The organism is Tepidibacter aestuarii, assembly GCF_934924865.1.
GTDB classification, from domain to species: Bacteria; Bacillota; Clostridia; order Peptostreptococcales; family Peptostreptococcaceae; genus Tepidibacter_A; species Tepidibacter_A aestuarii.
Genome location: NZ_OW235315.1, coordinates 83,270 through 101,096, shown reverse-complemented (window position 1 = coordinate 101,096; position 17,827 = coordinate 83,270). Strand labels below are relative to the sequence as shown.

General features: G+C 38.1%; 12 protein-coding genes, 12 tRNA genes and 3 rRNA genes. All 27 read right to left on the bottom strand.

Going from position 1 to position 17,827, the window contains the following annotated elements; all coding sequences use genetic code 11:
• Positions 1 to 253: 253 nt before the first annotated feature.
• Positions 254 to 1,600, bottom strand: a complete 1,347-nt coding sequence (gene glmM / locus M2214_RS00530) for a phosphoglucosamine mutase (protein ID WP_248481607.1) — start codon at positions 1,598 to 1,600, stop codon at positions 254 to 256.
• Between the two features lie 170 nt (positions 1,601 to 1,770).
• Positions 1,771 to 2,610, bottom strand: coding sequence for a YitT family protein (locus M2214_RS00525; RefSeq protein ID WP_248481606.1), 840 nt, complete (start codon positions 2,608 to 2,610; stop codon positions 1,771 to 1,773).
• A gap of 452 nt (positions 2,611 to 3,062) precedes the next feature.
• On the bottom strand, positions 3,063 to 3,605 hold the full coding sequence (locus M2214_RS00520) for a 2-oxoacid:acceptor oxidoreductase family protein (protein WP_248481604.1): 543 nt from the start codon (positions 3,603 to 3,605) through the stop codon (positions 3,063 to 3,065).
• Between the two features lies 1 nt (position 3,606).
• Positions 3,607 to 4,353, bottom strand: a complete 747-nt coding sequence (locus M2214_RS00515; RefSeq protein WP_248481602.1) for a thiamine pyrophosphate-dependent enzyme — start codon at positions 4,351 to 4,353, stop codon at positions 3,607 to 3,609.
• Complete coding sequence (locus M2214_RS00510; RefSeq protein ID WP_248481601.1) at positions 4,353 to 5,411, bottom strand: 3-methyl-2-oxobutanoate dehydrogenase subunit VorB; 1,059 nt, start codon at positions 5,409 to 5,411, stop codon at positions 4,353 to 4,355. Before M2214_RS00510 ends, M2214_RS00515 begins: the two co-directional genes overlap by 1 nt.
• A gap of 29 nt (positions 5,412 to 5,440) precedes the next feature.
• A complete protein-coding gene (locus tag M2214_RS00505) occupies positions 5,441 to 5,653 on the bottom strand; it encodes a 4Fe-4S dicluster domain-containing protein (RefSeq protein WP_248481599.1) in 213 nt (70 codons plus the stop codon).
• A 92-nt stretch (positions 5,654 to 5,745) separates the two neighbouring features.
• Positions 5,746 to 6,423, bottom strand: coding sequence for an ATP-binding protein (locus tag M2214_RS00500; protein WP_248481597.1), 678 nt, complete (start codon positions 6,421 to 6,423; stop codon positions 5,746 to 5,748).
• A gap of 12 nt (positions 6,424 to 6,435) precedes the next feature.
• Positions 6,436 to 7,509: a butyrate kinase gene (gene buk / locus M2214_RS00495; protein WP_248481595.1), complete on the bottom strand. Its 1,074-nt coding sequence runs from the start codon at positions 7,507 to 7,509 to the stop codon at positions 6,436 to 6,438.
• Positions 7,510 to 7,559: 50 nt separating this feature from the next.
• A complete protein-coding gene (gene ptb, locus M2214_RS00490; protein ID WP_248481593.1) occupies positions 7,560 to 8,465 on the bottom strand; it encodes a phosphate butyryltransferase in 906 nt (301 codons plus the stop codon).
• Positions 8,465 to 9,550: a butyrate kinase gene (gene buk, locus M2214_RS00485; protein WP_248481591.1), complete on the bottom strand. Its 1,086-nt coding sequence runs from the start codon at positions 9,548 to 9,550 to the stop codon at positions 8,465 to 8,467. Before buk (M2214_RS00485) ends, ptb begins: the two co-directional genes overlap by 1 nt.
• Before the next feature lie 115 nt (positions 9,551 to 9,665).
• Positions 9,666 to 10,862: a CdaR family protein gene (locus tag M2214_RS00480; protein ID WP_248481589.1), complete on the bottom strand. Its 1,197-nt coding sequence runs from the start codon at positions 10,860 to 10,862 to the stop codon at positions 9,666 to 9,668.
• Positions 10,859 to 11,677, bottom strand: a complete 819-nt coding sequence (cdaA, locus tag M2214_RS00475) for a diadenylate cyclase CdaA (protein WP_256466693.1) — start codon at positions 11,675 to 11,677, stop codon at positions 10,859 to 10,861. Before cdaA ends, M2214_RS00480 begins: the two co-directional genes overlap by 4 nt.
• A gap of 237 nt (positions 11,678 to 11,914) precedes the next feature.
• Positions 11,915 to 11,991, bottom strand: a tRNA-Arg gene (locus tag M2214_RS00470).
• Positions 11,992 to 12,000: 9 nt separating this feature from the next.
• Positions 12,001 to 12,075: transfer RNA gene (locus M2214_RS00465), tRNA-Gly, on the bottom strand.
• 13 nt (positions 12,076 to 12,088) lie between these two features.
• A tRNA-Leu gene (locus M2214_RS00460) sits at positions 12,089 to 12,172 on the bottom strand.
• Between the two features lie 5 nt (positions 12,173 to 12,177).
• A tRNA-Thr gene (locus M2214_RS00455) sits at positions 12,178 to 12,252 on the bottom strand.
• A 67-nt stretch (positions 12,253 to 12,319) separates the two neighbouring features.
• Positions 12,320 to 12,396, bottom strand: a tRNA-Asp gene (locus tag M2214_RS00450).
• 7 nt (positions 12,397 to 12,403) lie between these two features.
• Positions 12,404 to 12,479: transfer RNA gene (locus M2214_RS00445), tRNA-Val, on the bottom strand.
• 9 nt (positions 12,480 to 12,488) lie between these two features.
• Positions 12,489 to 12,563: transfer RNA gene (locus M2214_RS00440), tRNA-Glu, on the bottom strand.
• A 4-nt stretch (positions 12,564 to 12,567) separates the two neighbouring features.
• Positions 12,568 to 12,643: transfer RNA gene (locus M2214_RS00435), tRNA-Met, on the bottom strand.
• Between the two features lie 6 nt (positions 12,644 to 12,649).
• Positions 12,650 to 12,738 (bottom strand) — tRNA-Leu (locus M2214_RS00430).
• A gap of 8 nt (positions 12,739 to 12,746) precedes the next feature.
• A tRNA-Asn gene (locus M2214_RS00425) sits at positions 12,747 to 12,821 on the bottom strand.
• Positions 12,822 to 12,825: 4 nt separating this feature from the next.
• Positions 12,826 to 12,942: ribosomal RNA gene (gene rrf, locus M2214_RS00420) — 5S ribosomal RNA — on the bottom strand.
• Positions 12,943 to 12,945: 3 nt separating this feature from the next.
• Positions 12,946 to 13,019 (bottom strand) — tRNA-Gly (locus tag M2214_RS00415).
• Positions 13,020 to 13,067: 48 nt separating this feature from the next.
• Positions 13,068 to 15,988 (bottom strand): 23S ribosomal RNA (locus tag M2214_RS00410).
• Between the two features lie 104 nt (positions 15,989 to 16,092).
• Positions 16,093 to 16,168 (bottom strand) — tRNA-Ala (locus M2214_RS00405).
• Between the two features lie 103 nt (positions 16,169 to 16,271).
• Positions 16,272 to 17,787: ribosomal RNA gene (locus tag M2214_RS00400) — 16S ribosomal RNA — on the bottom strand.
• Together the 16S, 23S and 5S rRNA genes with 12 tRNA genes alongside form the textbook arrangement of a ribosomal RNA operon.
• Positions 17,788 to 17,827: the final 40 nt, after the last annotated feature.

Below are 17,827 nucleotides of genomic sequence, written 5' to 3'. Positions count from 1 at the left end.
CCTTAAAATTTTTAAAAATTTAATTTATTTAAGGAGAAAGGTCTTTTTGCTCAAGCCTTTTTTGTACATACAATCACTCATATGCTTTGTTAAGCTCTAACGATGGCAAAATCACCGCAGGGCACCCGCCGATAATCGATACTCCCTGGCCTCGTCAACTAAATAATATTTAGCCCTAGCGCTTTTTTTGTAAAGTTTTAATTATCTTTAAAGGAGGCTTATATTTTTACAGCCTCCTTATATTAAACTTTACTTATGATAATTTTGATTCTATAAGATTAGCAAGTTCACTCGCCAATCTGTGTAATTGACCTTCCTCTTTACCCTCAAGCATAACTCTAACAAGTGGCTCAGTACCAGATGGTCTTATTAAAACTCTACCTTCTCCATCTAGTATTTGTTCTATTTTATTAATTTCTTCTATTATTTGTTCATCTTTTAAATACATATCTTTGTTTTCATTTTTTACTTTAGCATTTATTAGTACCTGAGGATACTTGTTCATTATACCACAAATGTCTGATAATGTCTTTTCTTCACTAACTAAGACATTCGATAAGAATAATGAGCTAAGTATTCCATCTCCAGTAGTTATATAATCTAAGAATATCATATGACCTGATTGTTCTCCCCCTAGATTATATCCTTCTTTTATCATCTCTTCTAATACGTATCTATCTCCTACTTTAGTAGATATAGTATTTATATTATTCTCCTTTGAAGCTATGTGAAGTCCTATATTACTCATAACTGTAACTACAAGAGTATCGTTTTTCAACTTACCTTGTTCTTTTAAAAACTTAGCACATATAGCAAGTATATAATCCCCATCAACTGTATTTCCTTTTTCATCAACTGCGATAAGTCTGTCTGCATCTCCATCGTATGCAAGACCTATATCTGCACCATTTTTAACTACTTCTTCTTGAAGAGATTTAGGATGAGTTGATCCACAATCTAAGTTTATGTTGCATCCATCAGGATTATTATTAATAGTTATAACATTAGCTCCAAGTTCTTCAAACACTATAGGTGCTGCTTCATATGCTGCTCCATTAGCACAATCAAGTACTACCTTTAAATTATTAAAATCAACATTAACTATTGTCTTTAAATAGTCTATATAATCCCTTATAGAATCTTTTTTATCTACTTTAGTACCTACATTTTCGCCTGTAGGATTATATTGTATCTTATTCATGTCTTCTATTAATTGTTCTATTTTTATCTCAATACTATCATCTAGCTTATATCCATCTTTATTAAAGAACTTTATTCCATTGTATTCAACTGGGTTGTGAGATGCAGATATTACAACTCCACAATCAGCATTGTAAAGCTTTGTTAAATATGCAACAGCTGGAGTTGGAACCACTCCCACACATACAACATTTGCACCAACAGACATCATCCCAGATATTAAAGACGACTCTAACATATCTCCTGATATTCTAGTGTCTTTTCCTATTACAACTTTTACATTTTCTTTTCCCTCAGCAAGAACATATGCACCTGCTCTTCCTAATTTATATGCAAGATCATTCGTAAGTTCAGTATTAGCTACTCCTCTTACACCATCTGTTCCGAAATATTTTCTCATCAAAAGCCTCCCCATAACTTTTTAAACCATCCATAATATATTTAAAATTTCACTTCATGCTAATTCATGGCTCGTGTTGTTCATATATCCTATTTATAAAAAAAATAAGGGTATAAATACCCTTATTATATTATCATATCATATATTGAATTTTCAATATAATGTTTTATTTATATAATGCTTTCCTTAAAACCTCTACCCTTTACCTCTTGGGTTTCATTTATAGTTATAAAAGCGTTTTTATCGTATTTTTCAACTATTTCTTTAAGTCTTGGTATCTCGACTGGATTTATTATAGTATAGATAACCTTTTTGCTATTCTTTGAGTAAGCTCCTTCTCCATTTAAAAAAGTTACTCCTCTTCCTAGGTCCTTCATTATCTCTTTTGATATGTCTTCAGATTTATCGGATATAACCATAGCTGATTTTTTAACATCCAGCATCATCTGTATCTTATCCACAACCTGATATCCTATATACATATTTATAAGAGTATACATAGCCTTTTGTATTCCAAATACAGCTCCTCCTGTACATACAATAATTAGATTAGCGCCCATAAGAGCTGTTCCTAAATTTATGTTCCACTTTTTCTTAGCAAGAGCGGCTATTATATCTGTACCACCTTGAGATCCTCTATTTCTAAATGTTATTGCCATTCCTACTCCATTTAATAATCCACCAAATATACATGAAAGTATTAAGTCATCCACAGCAATGTATGAACTTATATCATGAGTTATACCTATAAAGAGTGAATATATCAACATATTCACAAGGCTATACACAATAAAGTCTTTATCTAGCTTTTTATAAGCCATTAAAAATAGTGGTATGTTAACAAGTAAAACAATCAAACCTATATTTAAGTTAAATATATAGTTAAGTATTATAGCTATTCCTCCTACGCCTCCACTTAAAAGGTGATTTGGTGCTAAAAAACCGTTAATCGCTACTGCACAAAATAGACTTCCTAATGATAAGCTTAATATCCTATACAAGGGATACATGTTTTCATCTCCTTAAACTTTATATAATTTCACTTAGATTATACACCCTGCTTTTTCATTATACAATCTATTTTATCTTATATGCATGATTTTTTTCTTCCACTTCATATTTTGCAACTTTGGATTCATTTAAATATTTCATCATATTTTTTATATCTTCTTGGTTATTGAAATAGCTTACCTCTCAGCGTTTTGTAATATTTTACCTTAAATATGATTCTTTTATGAAAATTGAAGGATATTTGAAAGTAACATCATATATTTTTATAAAAAAATTCGTCTAGTTGCTACGCACTGACTCATGTCGACAACGATCCCTACGTGCTCCGTTGCTCAAAATAGTTGCAAGTATATTTCTTTCATCAATGTTATTCACACATAGAACGGAAATTTTATAATCTTTTAGGCATAAAAAAAGATTGCTAATAAAATTAGCAATCTTTTTATGTAAACTACTTAACAGCAGCTGCTCCTCTTTCAAGAGCCTCTTTATTAAGTGGTACAAATTTTTCTTTGCTTGGTCCGAAAACTTTCTTGAATGCTTCAAGAACAGATTCAACCTCAACAGTTTTAGTAATTTCAAGGTAAGCTCCAAGCATAACCATGTTAGCAACTTTTGCATTACCAAGTTCTACAGCTATTTCATTAGCTGGAATGTAGTAAGCTTCTACATCAGTTCTCTCTACTTTTTGATCTATTAAAGAGCTGTTTACAAGTACTTTTCCACCTTCAACAACATCTTGCTCAAATTTAACAAGAGATGGTAAGTTCATAACTATAGCAGTAGTTGCATCATCTGTTATAATAGGAGATCCTACTGGAGTAGAAGATACTGTAACTGCACAGTTAGCTGTACCTCCACGCATTTCTGGTCCATAAGATGGAAGCCAAGAAACTTCTTTATTCTCAAGCATTCCTGCGTAAGTCATTAACATACCCATAGACATAACACCTTGTCCACCGAATCCTGCACATATTATTCTTTCTGTTGACATATTATTTCGCCTCCTCTGGGTTTCTTAAGTTGCCTAATTGGTAGTAAGGCATCATATTTTCTTCTAACCACTTAAGAGAATCTACTGGATGTAATCCCCAGTTAGTTGGACAAGTTGATAGTACTTCTACTATACCAAATCCTTTTCCTTCTAATTGTATTTCAAAAGCTCTCTTTATAGCTTTTTTAGCTTTTCTTATGTTTGCTGGGTTGTGAACTGATACTCTTTCTACGAATACTGCTCCGTCTAAAGTAGCTAACATCTCAGACATTCTTATTGGCATACCAGCGTGGTCTACATCTCTTCCAAGAGGTGCAGTTGTAGCTTTTTGTCCTGGTAAAGTTGTTGGAGCCATTTGTCCACCAGTCATACCGTATATAGCATTATTTACGAATATAGTTGTTATCTTCTCTCCTCTTGCAGCAGCATGCACTATTTCAGCAGCTCCAATTGAACAAAGATCTCCGTCTCCTTGGTATGTGAAAACTACTTTATCAGGTTGAACTCTCTTGATTCCTGTTGCAACAGCAGGTGCTCTACCGTGAGAAGCTTCGTGCATATCACAATTGAAGTAATCATATGCAAGTACTGAACAACCAACTGGAGCAACTCCTATAGACTTTCCTAATACATCTAATTCTTCTAATACTTCTGCTACTAACTTATGGATTATACCGTGAGTACATCCAGGACAGTAGTGAGTTTGCTTATCTGTTAAACCTTCAGATTTTTTGTATACAACTGCCATTATTTTGCACCTCCTATTACTTCCATAGCTTTATTCATGATTTCACCTGGAGTAGGTATCATTCCACCTGTTCTTCCGAAGAAATCAACTGGTAATCTTCCTTCATTAGCTATTTTAACATCATCTATCATTTGACCTGTACTCATCTCAACTACTAATAAGTTCTTAGCAGCAGGGATTTCATTGAAAGCTTTGTGTGGGAAAGGCCATAAAGTTATAGGTCTTATAAGACCAGCTTTTATTCCTTGCTCTCTTAAAGCTTCTACAGTGTTCTTAACTATTCTTGAAGTTGTTCCATAAGCTACGAATACAAGCTCAGCATCTTCTGTCTTGTACATTTCGTACTTAACTTCATTTTCTTCTATTTCTTTATACTTTCTATCTAGCTTGAAGCAGTGATCTTCAAGAGCTTGAGGATCTAGGAATAAAGAGTTTATTATGTTTGGCTTTCTTTCTCCATTAGTTCCTGTTGTAGCCCAATCCTTCTTAGGTAAATCTCTCTTCTTAGGAGCTTTAAATTCTACTGGCTCCATCATTTGTCCTATCATACCATCAGCAACTACCATAACTGGTGTTCTGTAGTAATCAGCAACTTCGAAAGCTTCCATTACCATATCAACAGCTTCTTGAACTGTAGCTGGTGCGTAAACTGGAGTTCTGTAATCTCCGTTTCCTCCTCCTCTTGTTGACATGAAGTAGTCAGCTTGTGAAGGTTGAATTCCTCCAAGACCTGGGCCTCCTCTCATCATGTTTACTATAACAGCTGGAAGCTCAGCTCCTGCTATATATGTGATTCCTTCTTGCTTTAAAGCGATTCCTGGTGAAGAAGATGATGTCATAACTCTAGCGCCACAACCTGCTCCTCCGTATATCATGTTTATAGCAGATACTTCTGATTCTGCTTGAACGAATACTCCATCATTTTTAGGTAATTCTTTTGCCATATATTCTGGTATCTCATTTTGAGGTGTTATTGGGTATCCGAAGAAGTATTTACATCCAGCTTCTATAGCTGCTTTACCTACAGCTTCGTTTCCTTTCATTAAAACCTTAGCCATGTTCTTTCCCTCCTTAAATTATATATTGATTAGTCTCTCTCTACGCTTATTACTGAATCTGGACACATCATTGCACAGTTTCCACAACCTACACATTTATCTTCTTTCACTGTTGCAGGATGGTATCCTTTTTTGTTTATCTTTTCTTTGTCCATAACAACTATCTTAACTGGACAAACTGTTGTGCAAAGTTCGCATCCTTTACATCTATCTTGGTCAAAATGCACTCTACCTTTAGCCATTTCAAACCCTCCTTAATATATTTTTTAATTTAAAAACAATATATTATAAGTCTTTGTAAAGAGAGCCTAAAGCTCTCTTTTAGACTAATAAACTACATCCAAGATTCCCTCATGTACATTTTTATAGGGAATATCTCGCCTTCAATGTCTTTTGGTAAATCTTTTACTATTTTCTCCATACAAGCTACATACTTTATAGGTATGTTAGTTTCTTTAGAAACTGCTTTAACAAGCTCTTGACCTCTTAATACATCATCTACAGTAGTTTCTCTAACTAAGTGAGTGTTATTTATAAGTCCAGTAACTCTGCACTTAGAAGCTTCTTCTATTTTTCTTATATGATCTATAACTTTCTCAACTGTACATGATTCTTCTCTATTAGCATTTACAACACAGAACATATCGTATTCTTTACCTTCAAGAATATGAGCAAATCTACCTACAACCTTCGCTCCTATAAAGTCTCCACCTACATCCATTACATAGTTATAAGTTTCATCTTGAATAGGTGACATAACTTCTGCTGATACTGCAGGAACATCTACAGCAGCTGCTCTTACAGAAGAGTCTATAGGTCTTATGTTATTTTCAAGCAGCATATCTCTTTTTTCTCTTGTTCTAAAGTATACGTTTACTATGTCAAGGTCTGAAATCGCTATATTACCTTCTACTTCTTGTCTTAGCTTCATTACATAATTCATAGAGAATTCAGTTTTACCACTACCATAATGTCCTATTATGATTCTTATTCTCTTGTCATCTTTTATCATGAGATCACCTACTTAGTAAGTTTTAGCTTCCTCTTCACCTCTAAGAACTCTAAGTCCACCTTGAGCTAAAGCTGTCATTTCATCTTCACCAGCATATACTTTGATATCTCCAATGAAAGAAACTCTTTCTTTTATCCATTCTACCATCATCTTTGAGTAAGCTATACCACCAGTTAATACTATAGCATCAACCCTACCCTTAAGAACAGCAGAACATGCTCCAATTTCTTTTGCTACTTGGTAAGCCATTGCTTGGTATATAAGCTTAGCTTTTTCATTTCCTTCTTCTATCATGGCTTCAACTTCTCTAGCATCGTTAGTTCCTAAGTATGCTACTATTCCACCATTTCCTTTTATCTTTTTCTTTATATCATCTAATGTGTATTTTCCAGAGAAACACATTTTAGCTAAATCTCCAACTGGAAGTCCGCCTGTTCTTTCTGGAGAGAATGGACCTTCTCCATCAAGTGCATTTGCAACATCTATAACTCTACCATTTTCGTGAGCTCCAACAGATACTCCACCACCAAGGTGAGCTACTATTACGTTTATTTCTTCATATTTTTTACCTAATTCATCAGCTGCTCTTCTAGCTGTAGCTTTTTGATTTAGAGCATGGAATATACTTTTTCTCTCAAGTTCTGGCATACCAGATATTCTAGCAACGTCTTGAAGTTCATCAACAACAACAGGATCTACTATGAATGATGGAACATCTATTTTTTCAGCTATTTCTTTTGCTATTATTCCACCTAAGTTTGACGCATGCTCTCCTAAAACTCCAACTTTTAAGTCTTCTATCATTCCTTCAGAAACTGCATAAGTTCCTCCAGCTATAGGCTTTAAAAGTCCTCCTCTTCCAACTATTGCATCTAAATCTTCTATTTTAACTCCATTTTCACTTACAGCTTCTTCTATTACATTTCTTCTAAAATCAAGTTGGTCTGATATTTTCTCATATTGACCTATTTCTTCAGCAGAATGTCTTAATGTTTTTTCAAATACTAATTCTTCACCTGCATATACAGCGATCTTAGTAGAAGTTGAACCCGGGTTTATAGCAAGAATTTTGAAATTTTTACTCATAGAAATTATTCTCTCCTTAGTCAATATATTATTTTTATTTATTATATTAATTACCCAATCTTAGCAGCTGTTAAAACAGCAAGTGCTATTGAGTTTAATTTAGTTTCTTCATTGTCCGCTCTTGAAGTTAATATTATCGGAGCCTTAGCACCAACTATAACTCCTGCATTCTTAGATTCTCCAAAGAATACCATAGATTTATAAAGTATATTACCAGCTTCGATGTCTGGAGCTAATAGGATATCAGCTTTTCCAGCTACCGGATGATCTATTCCTTTATGCTTAGCAGCTTCTATAGATACTGCATTATCAAGAGCAAAAGGTCCTCCAACTATACATCCAGTGATTTCTCCTCTTTTGTTCATCTCTTCTAATTCTTTTGCATCTACAGTGTCTGGCATCTTAGGGTTAACTTTTTCTTTTGCACAAAGAACAGCTACCTTAGGTTCATCTATATCTAATGCATGAGCTATTTGACAAGCATTTTCTATTATTTGCTTCTTAGTATTTAAGTCTGGAGCTAAGTTCATAGCTGCATCTGTTACGAAGAATAATCTATCATAAGCTTTTAAATCAAATACTGCAACATGACTTAAAACGCTTCCTGCTCTAAGGCCTATTTCTTTATCTAAAACAGCTTTTAATATTATTGAAGTATCAACTAGTCCCTTCATAACCATATGAGCTTTTCCACTTGAAACTAATTCTACAGCTTTTCTAGAAGCTAATGTTAAGTCTGCTTCTTCTATTAGCTCATAATTATTTAGATCTATATTAATTTCTTGTGCTATTTCTTTAGTTTTTTCCATATCTCCAACAAGTATAGCATTAGCTATTCCTTCTTTTCTAGCCATCTCAACAGCCATTAAAACTTCTTTATCTTGAGAGCAAGCTACAGATATAGTTTTAGGTCCTCTTTCTTTAGCAAATTTGATTACTTCTTGAAAATCTCTCATTAGAATGTCACCTCTTCTTCGTATATTTTAGCGTTTTCTTCATCATTTATAACTCTTAATGCTCCCTCATTTAAAGCCATCATTTCATCTTCACCAGGCTCAACTATTACAGGTGCAATAAAATCTACCATATTTTTTATATAATCTATTAAATACTCAGAGTACGCAAGTCCTCCAGTAATTACTATTGCTTTTATATCTCCGTTTAATACTGTTGCCATAGATCCTATTTCTTTTGCTATTTGATATCCCATAGCTTCGAATATAAGTTTTGCTTTTTCATCACCTTCATTTATCCTCTTTGTAACCTCTCTAGCATCATTTGTGTTAAGGTATCCTACAAGTCCACCCTTGCCTTTAAGCTTAGCTTTAATCTCTTTGTAAGTATATTTTCCTGAAAAACACAATTTAGCTAAATCTCCTATTGGAAGTCCGCCCGTTCTTTCTGGCGAGAATGGTCCCATCTCATTTGCATTATTATAATCTACTGACTTTCCTTTTTTTAAAGGAGCAACACTTATTCCCCCTCCAAGGTGAGCTACTATCATGTTTATACCTTCAAAGTTTTCACCTAGTTTTGTAGCAACTCTTCTTCCAACCGCTTTTATATTTAAAGCGTGTCCTAAAGATCTTCTTTTAATTTCAGGAATTCCAGATATTCTAGCAATTTCCTCAAATTCATCTACTGCAACTGGATCAACTATAAAGCTTAGTATGTTTTGCTCATCAGCTATTGATTTTGCTATTATTCCACCTAAATTTGATGCATGTTCTCCTTGAACCCCTAATTTTAAATCATCTACCATCTTAGGCGTAACCTTATATGTACCACCTGGCATAGGTCTTAACAAACCACCTCTACCAACTACTGCTATAAGGTCTTTACATGTATAGCCTTCTTCTTTTAACCAATTTATTATAATGTCTTTTCTCATTTCAAATTGGTCTGCTATTTTATCATATTTTTCTATTTCTTCTGTTGAATGAGTTAGATTTTTTTGGATAACGTTTTCATTTTCTTTGAATAAAGCCACTTTTGTCGAAGTTGAACCTGGATTAATAACAAGAACATAATTCTTTGACACAGTATCACCCCATAAGAAATTTTTCTCTACGTATATTATGATATATTGAAATAAAAAAAAATGCAATAAGAATTGCAATATCATTTCGCAATTTTTTTACATTTTTTTTTATTAACTATTCACCTATTACAACGTATTCAGGGTCAATTTGTACACTTTCGACCTCAATCGGTATATTGTATTTTATTCTAAATTTTGCAGGATCAGAATTCAATTCTTTCATATTGACAAATATTTGTACATCTTTTTCACTCACATCTCGCCCGATTTCTTCTATATATGTAACTTTCACATTTATATCATCAGGTAAGTTATTTTTTGAAATATCTAAATTGTGTATGTTGTCTTTGTATTCGATTCTTTTTGATGGTATTGTTAAATTTTTGCTTACTAATTTAGCAACTTCAAAACTCACATTTACACTTTTAATATCACTATCTATATTTTGCGGAATATTTATATTTAAATTTATATTTCTGCTTTCTCTCAAATTAGATATGTCTATTTCTTGTGTATATATGTCCTTTATTGCATCTATTTGCTCTATTTTACCAGTTATATTTATAGTTTTTAAATTTAAATCATAGCCTAATAACTTATATTCTTCCCCAATTTTTCCTTTTAAATTCAAAACTAGAGGTACTTCTTTAGTTTTAGTAAACCCTATATCAACATACGTGTACTGATCCCTTATATTTATACCTTCTACTGTTTTACCATTCTTATCTACAGGTATAATTTGAGCTTTTGAATTAAAATCTTTACTCTTATTTTTTAGATTAACTTTACATATTAGTTTATCCACCTTTTCGACAAGGCTTTTAGGACCCTCAATAAATGTACTTTTAGGAGAATATGATATCTTATCTACTTTCAAATCTTCATTTGATCCATTTGTAGTTTTAATTACTATTTGTTTTTTAGTATATATATTTTCTTCAACATTTAAATCTATACTACTTGGAATAATTGTATAACTTATATTACTAGGTACATCTATATCTAGGTCTAATTTATTTTTGCCTATTTTCGGAGATTTTAAATTTGTATCTATCTCTAAATCACTTTTCTGAATATCCTTTATTGAAGACCTTCTACCTCTTAGTATTATTTTTGACTTTAAATTAGGTTCTGGATATAATACCATATCATTTTCTTGTAGTATATCTATATTATTGATTTTTACAGGTACTTCATCATAATCTTTTAATATTATAGGATCTACCTCTGCCATTACATATATCCACATGAAAAAGGCGAAAAATATAGATATTATCTTTATTTTTAAGTTTCTTTTAAAAATATCTATCATTTAAAAAATACACCTCTTTTAAAAATTCTTTTATTTTCTCCCTGTTTTTTAAAGTTTTGATTCAGTATGTTTTTTATATATTCTTTTGATATAGACTTGTATAATTTACCATTTTCTGCTATTGATATTGTTCCAGTTTCTTCTGATACTATTATAGATATGCAGTCTGACCTTTCACTTATACCTATACCCGCTCTATGTCTAGTTCCCAATTCTTTGTTTACATACTTACTATCTGTAAGAGGTAAAAAACAACCCGCTGCTCTTGCTCTATTATTTTTTATTACCAAAGCTCCATCATGAAGCGGAGTATTCGGAATAAACAAATTTATTAAAAGTTGCCTTGTTATTTTAGCATCTATAATTGTTCCCGTTTGAATTATATCATTTATACCAGTTTCTCTTTCTATTATTATTAAAGCTCCTATTTTTTGTCTCGACAAAGAATATATAGCCTCCACTAACTCTTCTATTATTTCATCTATATTTTCTTCATCAAATTCACCTATGGGCTTTGATATAAATTTCGTTCGCCCAATGTATTCAAGTGCCCTTCTGAGTTCAGGCTGAAATACTATAAGTATAGCTATTACTCCTATCGATATAGTGTTCGCTAGTACCCAGTGCACAACATGCAACTGTAAAAGTTCACTTAATTTAGTAGCTACTACAAGTACAAATATTCCTTTTATTAATTGTTCTGCACTAGTTTCTTTTATTAACATGTACAGTTTATAAAACACATAAGCTACTATACTTATATCTATTATATCTAAGATAGTTATGTTCATTATGATATCTTTTATATCCCACAATTTAGTAACCTCCTATAATATTTGTTATTATATATTATTTTACGGATTAATTATTTCATACATTGAGAAATAATTCAATAAGCAAAGCACATATATTTTGCAATATAAGTAAAAAGTATTATTTTTGCTTAAAATAGTTGCTACTTCAGACCGTTTATCTATGTTTTCCATAAATCGAAATCATGTAATTTTTTAAATAAAAAAGCTTAACCATTTAAATGATTAAGCTTTTTGAAATGGCGTACCTGCAGGGATTCGAACCCCGGACACGTGGCTTAGAAGGCCACTGCTCTATCCAACTGAGCTACAGGTACATATTAAATTGGAGCGGAAAACGAGATTCGAACTCGCGACCCTCGCCTTGGCAAGGCGATGCTCTACCACTGAGCCATTTCCGCTCATATGATATTTTGGTGCGGGTGGAGGGACTTGAACCCCCACGCTAAAAGCGCTAGATCCTAAGTCTAGTGCGTCTGCCAATTCCGCCACACCCGCATGTGTGGAGCTAGTGATAGGAATCGAACCTACAACCTGCTGATTACAAGTCAGCTGCTCTACCGTTGAGCCACACTAGCATATATTTTTTTGTAAAATAAAAACCCAAAGATATTTAGCATCTGTGAGCTTGTTCTTCAAATTATTTGGCGACCTGGAAGGGACTCGAACCCTCGACCTCCAGCGTGACAGGCTGGCATTCTAACCAACTGAACTACCAGGCCAAATAATTGGTGGGCTCAACAGGGCTCGAACCTGTGACCCCCTGCTTGTAAGGCAGGTGCTCTCCCAGCTGAGCTATGAGCCCAATTATTAATGGTGACCCCTAGGGGAATCGAACCCCTGTTACCGCCGTGAAAGGGCGGTGTCTTAACCGCTTGACCAAGGGGCCATACTGGTTGCGGGAGCAGGACTTGAACCTACGACCTTCGGGTTATGAGCCCGACGAGCTGCCAACTGCTCCATCCCGCGTTATTGTGGTGCCGAGGACCGGAATCGAACCGGTACGATCTGTAAGGACCGCAGGATTTTAAGTCCTGTGCGTCTGCCAGTTCCGCCACCTCGGCATTTTTTTTGGCTCCAAGGGTGGGGCTCGAACCCACAGCCTATCGGTTAACAGCCGATTGCTCCACCATTGAGCTACCTTGGAACATACGTGGCTACGTCTTACTCTCCCAGGGGGCTGCCCCCCAAGTACCATCAGCGCTAAAGAGCTTAACTTCTGTGTTCGGAATGGGAACAGGTGTATCCTCTTTGCTATAATAACCACATATTGGAGCGGGTGAAGGGAGTCGAACCCTCGCAGCCGGCTTGGAAGGCCGGAACTCTACCACTGAGCTACACCCGCATATTAAGTATTAAGATTAATACTTTCAAAATTGACCAGATTTAAAATTTGGTTAAGTCCTCGATCTATTAGTATTCATCAGCTGAACTCATTACTGAGCTTACACCTTGAACCTATCAACCAGGTAGTCTTCCTGGGATCTTACTCATAAAGATGGGAAATCTTATCTTGAGGTTGGCTTCGCGCTTAGATGCTTTCAGCGCTTATCCATTCCATACATAGCTACCCAGCTATGCCACTGGCGTGACAACTGGTGCACCAGAGGTATGTCCATCCCGGTCCTCTCGTACTAAGGACAGCTCCTCTCAAATTTCCTACGCCTGCGACGGATAGGGACCGAACTGTCTCACGACGTTCTGAACCCAGCTCGCGTACCACTTTAATGGGCGAACAGCCCAACCCTTGGGACCTACTACAGCCCCAGGATGTGATGAGCCGACATCGAGGTGCCAAACCTCCCCGTCGATGTGGACTCTTGGGGGAGATAAGCCTGTTATCCCCAGGGTAGCTTTTATCCGTTGAGCGATGGCCCTTCCACGCGGAACCACCGGATCACTAAGCCCGACTTTCGTCCTTGCTCGACCTGTATGTCTTGCAATCAAGCTCCCTTTTGCCTTTGCACTCTTCGCACGATTTCCGACCGTGCTGAGGGAACCTTTGGGCGCCTCCGTTACATTTTGGGAGGCGACCGCCCCAGTCAAACTGTCCACCTGACAGTGTCCCAAGACCAGATTCATGGTCTATGGTTAGAATCTCAATATTACAAGGGTGGTATCCCAAGGATGACTCCACGAAAACTGGCGTTCTCGTATCTCAGTCTCCCACCTATCCTGTACATGTAATATCGAAATCCAATGCCAGGCTACAGTAAAGCTCCATGGGGTCTTTCCGTCCTGTCGCAGGTATCCGGCATCTTCACCGGAATTACAATTTCACCGAGTCTTTTGTTGAGACAGTGCCCAAATCGTTACGCCTTTCGTGCGGGTCGGAACTTACCCGACAAGGAATTTCGCTACCTTAGGACCGTTATAGTTACGGCCGCCGTTTACTGGGGCTTAAGTTCAATGCTTCGACTAATGTCTAACACATCCCCTTAACCTTCCAGCACCGGGCAGGCGTCAGCTCCTATACATCGTCTTTCGACTTAGCAGAAACCTATGTTTTTGGTAAACAGTCGCTTGGGCCTATTCTCTGCGGCCTCTTCGGGCATACACCCTAATGAGGCACCCCTTATCCCTAAGTTACGGGGTCATTTTGCCGAGTTCCTTAACAAAAGTTCTCTCGCTAGCCTTAGAATTCTCTTCTCACCCACCTGTGTCGGTTTGCGGTACGGGTACCTTTAATCTCAGTAGAGGCTTTTCTTGGCAGCATGAAATCGACTACTTCGCTACTTAAATTTCGCTCCCCATCACACCTCAGGATTGCACCGACGGATTTGCCTATCAATGCTCCCTTAATGCTTGGACCTACATATCCAATAGTAGGATAGCCTATCCTTCTGCGTCACCCCATTCTTCAAACGATTATCGGTAGTACAGGAATCTCAACCTGTTGTCCATCACCTACGCCTTTCGGCCTCGGCTTAGGTCCCGACTAACCCTGAGCGGACGAACCTTCCTCAGGAAACCTTGGGTTTTCGGCCCGTAGGATTCTCACCTACGTCTCGCTACTCATGCCAACATTCTCTCTTCACTGCAGTCCACTAGTCCTTCCGGTCTAGCTTCAACCCGCAGTGAATGCTCCCCTACCCATTGACAAAGTCAATGCCGTAGCTTCGGTAGTAAGTTTTAGCCCCGATAATTTTCGGCGCAGGATCACTCGACCAGTGAGCTATTACGCACTCTTTGAATGAATGGCTGCTTCTAAGCCAACATCCTGGTTGTCTGTGCAATCCCACATCCTTTACCACTTAACTTACATTTAGGGACCTTAGCTGACGGTCTGGGCTGTTTCCCTCTCGACTATGAATCTTATCACCCACAGTCTGACTCCCAAGCAAAAGATAAAGGCATTCGGAGTTTGATAGTCTTCGGTAACCCACAGGGCCCCTAGGACATTCAGTGCTCTACCTCCTCATCTCTAAGCTTGAGGCTAGCCCTAAAGCTATTTCGGGGAGAACCAGCTATCTCCGAGCTCGATTGGAATTTCACCTCTACCCACAGCTCATCCCCGCACTTTTCAACGTGCGTGGGTTCGGACCTCCACGAAATTTTACTTTCGCTTCATCCTGGCCATGGGTAGGTCGCTCGGTTTCGGGTCTACGACAAGTAACTGAATCGCCCAGTTAAGACTCGCTTTCGCTACGGCTCCAGACCCTAAGTCCTTAACCTTGCTACTTATCGTAACTCGTTGGCCCGTTCTACAAAAAGTACGCGGTCACACTAAAAATGTGCTCCCACAGCTTGTAGGCATAGGGTTTCAGGTTCTATTTCACTCCCCTTCCGGGGTTCTTTTCACCTTTCCCTCACGGTACTATACGCTATCGGTCACCAAGAAGTATTTAGCCTTGGGGGGTGGTCCCCCCAGCTTCCCACAGGGTTTCACGTGTCCCGTGGTACTCTGGAGTATGCTCGAAAGTCTTCTTGTTTAATCTACAGGACTATTACCTTCTATGGTGGGTCTTTCCAAACCTCTTCGACTACAATACCTCTTTCTTGTGAGCATATCCGCAACCCCTATGAAGAAAACTTCATAGGTTTGGGCTCTTCCCCTTTCGCTCGCCGCTACTTAGGGAATCGATTTTTCTTTCTCTTCCTCGAGGTACTTAGATGTTTCAGTTCCCTCGGTTCCCCTCCTTAGACTATGTATTCATCTAAGGATACCTAGACATTACTCTAGGTGGGTTTCCCCATTCGGAAATCTCCGGATCAAAGATTGCTTGCATCTCCCCGAAGCTTATCGCAGCTTACCACGTCCTTCATCGGCTCTTGGTGCCAAGGCATCCGCCCTACGCCCTTAATAACTTAACCTAAATTTATTTAAATCTGTTCAATTTTCAAAGTACTAAAGTACGTCGCCAACGAATTAAAAATTCCGTTGCTCAAAGTACTAATATAGTATATAAAATACTAAATGGTGGAGACGAGGAGAGTCGAACTCCTGACCCCTTGCTTGCAAGGCAAGTGCTCTCCCAACTGAGCTACGCCCCCATATTGTATTTTTTTGACGAAATATATAATAACAAATTTATTAAAATTCGTCAAGAGTTTTTTATAAACTCTCAAAATTAAACAGTAGGTTATTTCTCCTTAGAAAGGAGGTGATCCAGCCGCACCTTCCGATACGGCTACCTTGTTACGACTTCACCCCAGTCATTGATTTCACCTTCGGCAGATTCCTCCTTACGGTTGGATATCTGACTTCGGGCGCCCCCAACTTCCGTGGTGTGACGGGCGGTGTGTACAAGACCCGGGAACGCATTCACCGCGACATTCTGATTCGCGATTACTAGTAACTCCAGCTTCATGCAGGCGAGTTTCAGCCTGCAATCCGAACTGAGACTAGCTTTAAGAGATTAGCTTGACCTCGCGGTTTCGCAACTCTCTGTACTAGCCATTGTAGCACGTGTGTAGCCCTAAGCATAAGGGGCATGATGATTTGACGTCATCCCCACCTTCCTCCGAGTTATCCTCGGCAGTCTCTCTAGAGTGCCCATCCAAAATGCTGGCAACTAAAGATAAGGGTTGCGCTCGTTGCGGGACTTAACCCAACATCTCACGACACGAGCTGACGACAACCATGCACCACCTGTCACCTCAGTCCCCGAAGGGAAAGCTTCGATTAAGAAGCGGTCTGAGGGATGTCAAGCTTAGGTAAGGTTCTTCGCGTTGCTTCGAATTAAACCACATGCTCCGCTACTTGTGCGGGTCCCCGTCAATTCCTTTGAGTTTCACTCTTGCGAGCGTACTCCCCAGGCGGAGTGCTTAATGCGTTAGCTGCGGCACCGAGGGGGGTAACCCCCGACACCTAGCACTCATCGTTTACGGCGTGGACTACCAGGGTATCTAATCCTGTTCGCTCCCCACGCTTTCGTGCCTCAGCGTCAGTTACAGTCCAGAGAGCCGCCTTCGCAACTGGTATTCCTCCTAATATCTACGCATTTCACCGCTACACTAGGAATTCTACTCTCCTCTCCTGCACTCAAGCCCTGCAGTTTCAAAAGCTTACTACGGTTGAGCCGTAGCCTTTCACTTCTGACTTACAAGGCCGCCTACGCACCCTTTACGCCCAGTAATTCCGGATAACGCTTGCCCCCTACGTATTACCGCGGCTGCTGGCACGTAGTTAGCCGGGGCTTCCTCCTAAGGTACCGTCATTATCTTCCCTTAGGACAGAGCTTTACGACCCGAAGGCCTTCATCGCTCACGCGGCGTTGCTGCATCAGGGTTTCCCCCATTGTGCAATATTCCCCACTGCTGCCTCCCGTAGGAGTCTGGACCGTGTCTCAGTTCCAGTGTGGCCGATCACCCTCTCAGGTCGGCTACCCATCGTCGCCTTGGTAAGCTTTTACCTCACCAACTAGCTAATGGGACGCGGGTCCATCCTATACCGCTAACGCTTTGACATTTCTAAGATGCCTTAAAAATGTGTTATCTCGTATTAGCATATCTTTCGATATGTTATCCGTGTGTATAGGGCAGGTTACCCACGCGTTACTCACCCGTCCGCCGCTAAGATTAAAAAGCAAGCTTTTCAATCTCCGCTCGACTTGCATGTGTTAGGCACGCCGCCAGCGTTCATCCTGAGCCAGGATCAAACTCTTAAATAAAAGTTTGTCAGTACTCAGTAAACTGACTTTATGTGTTGTT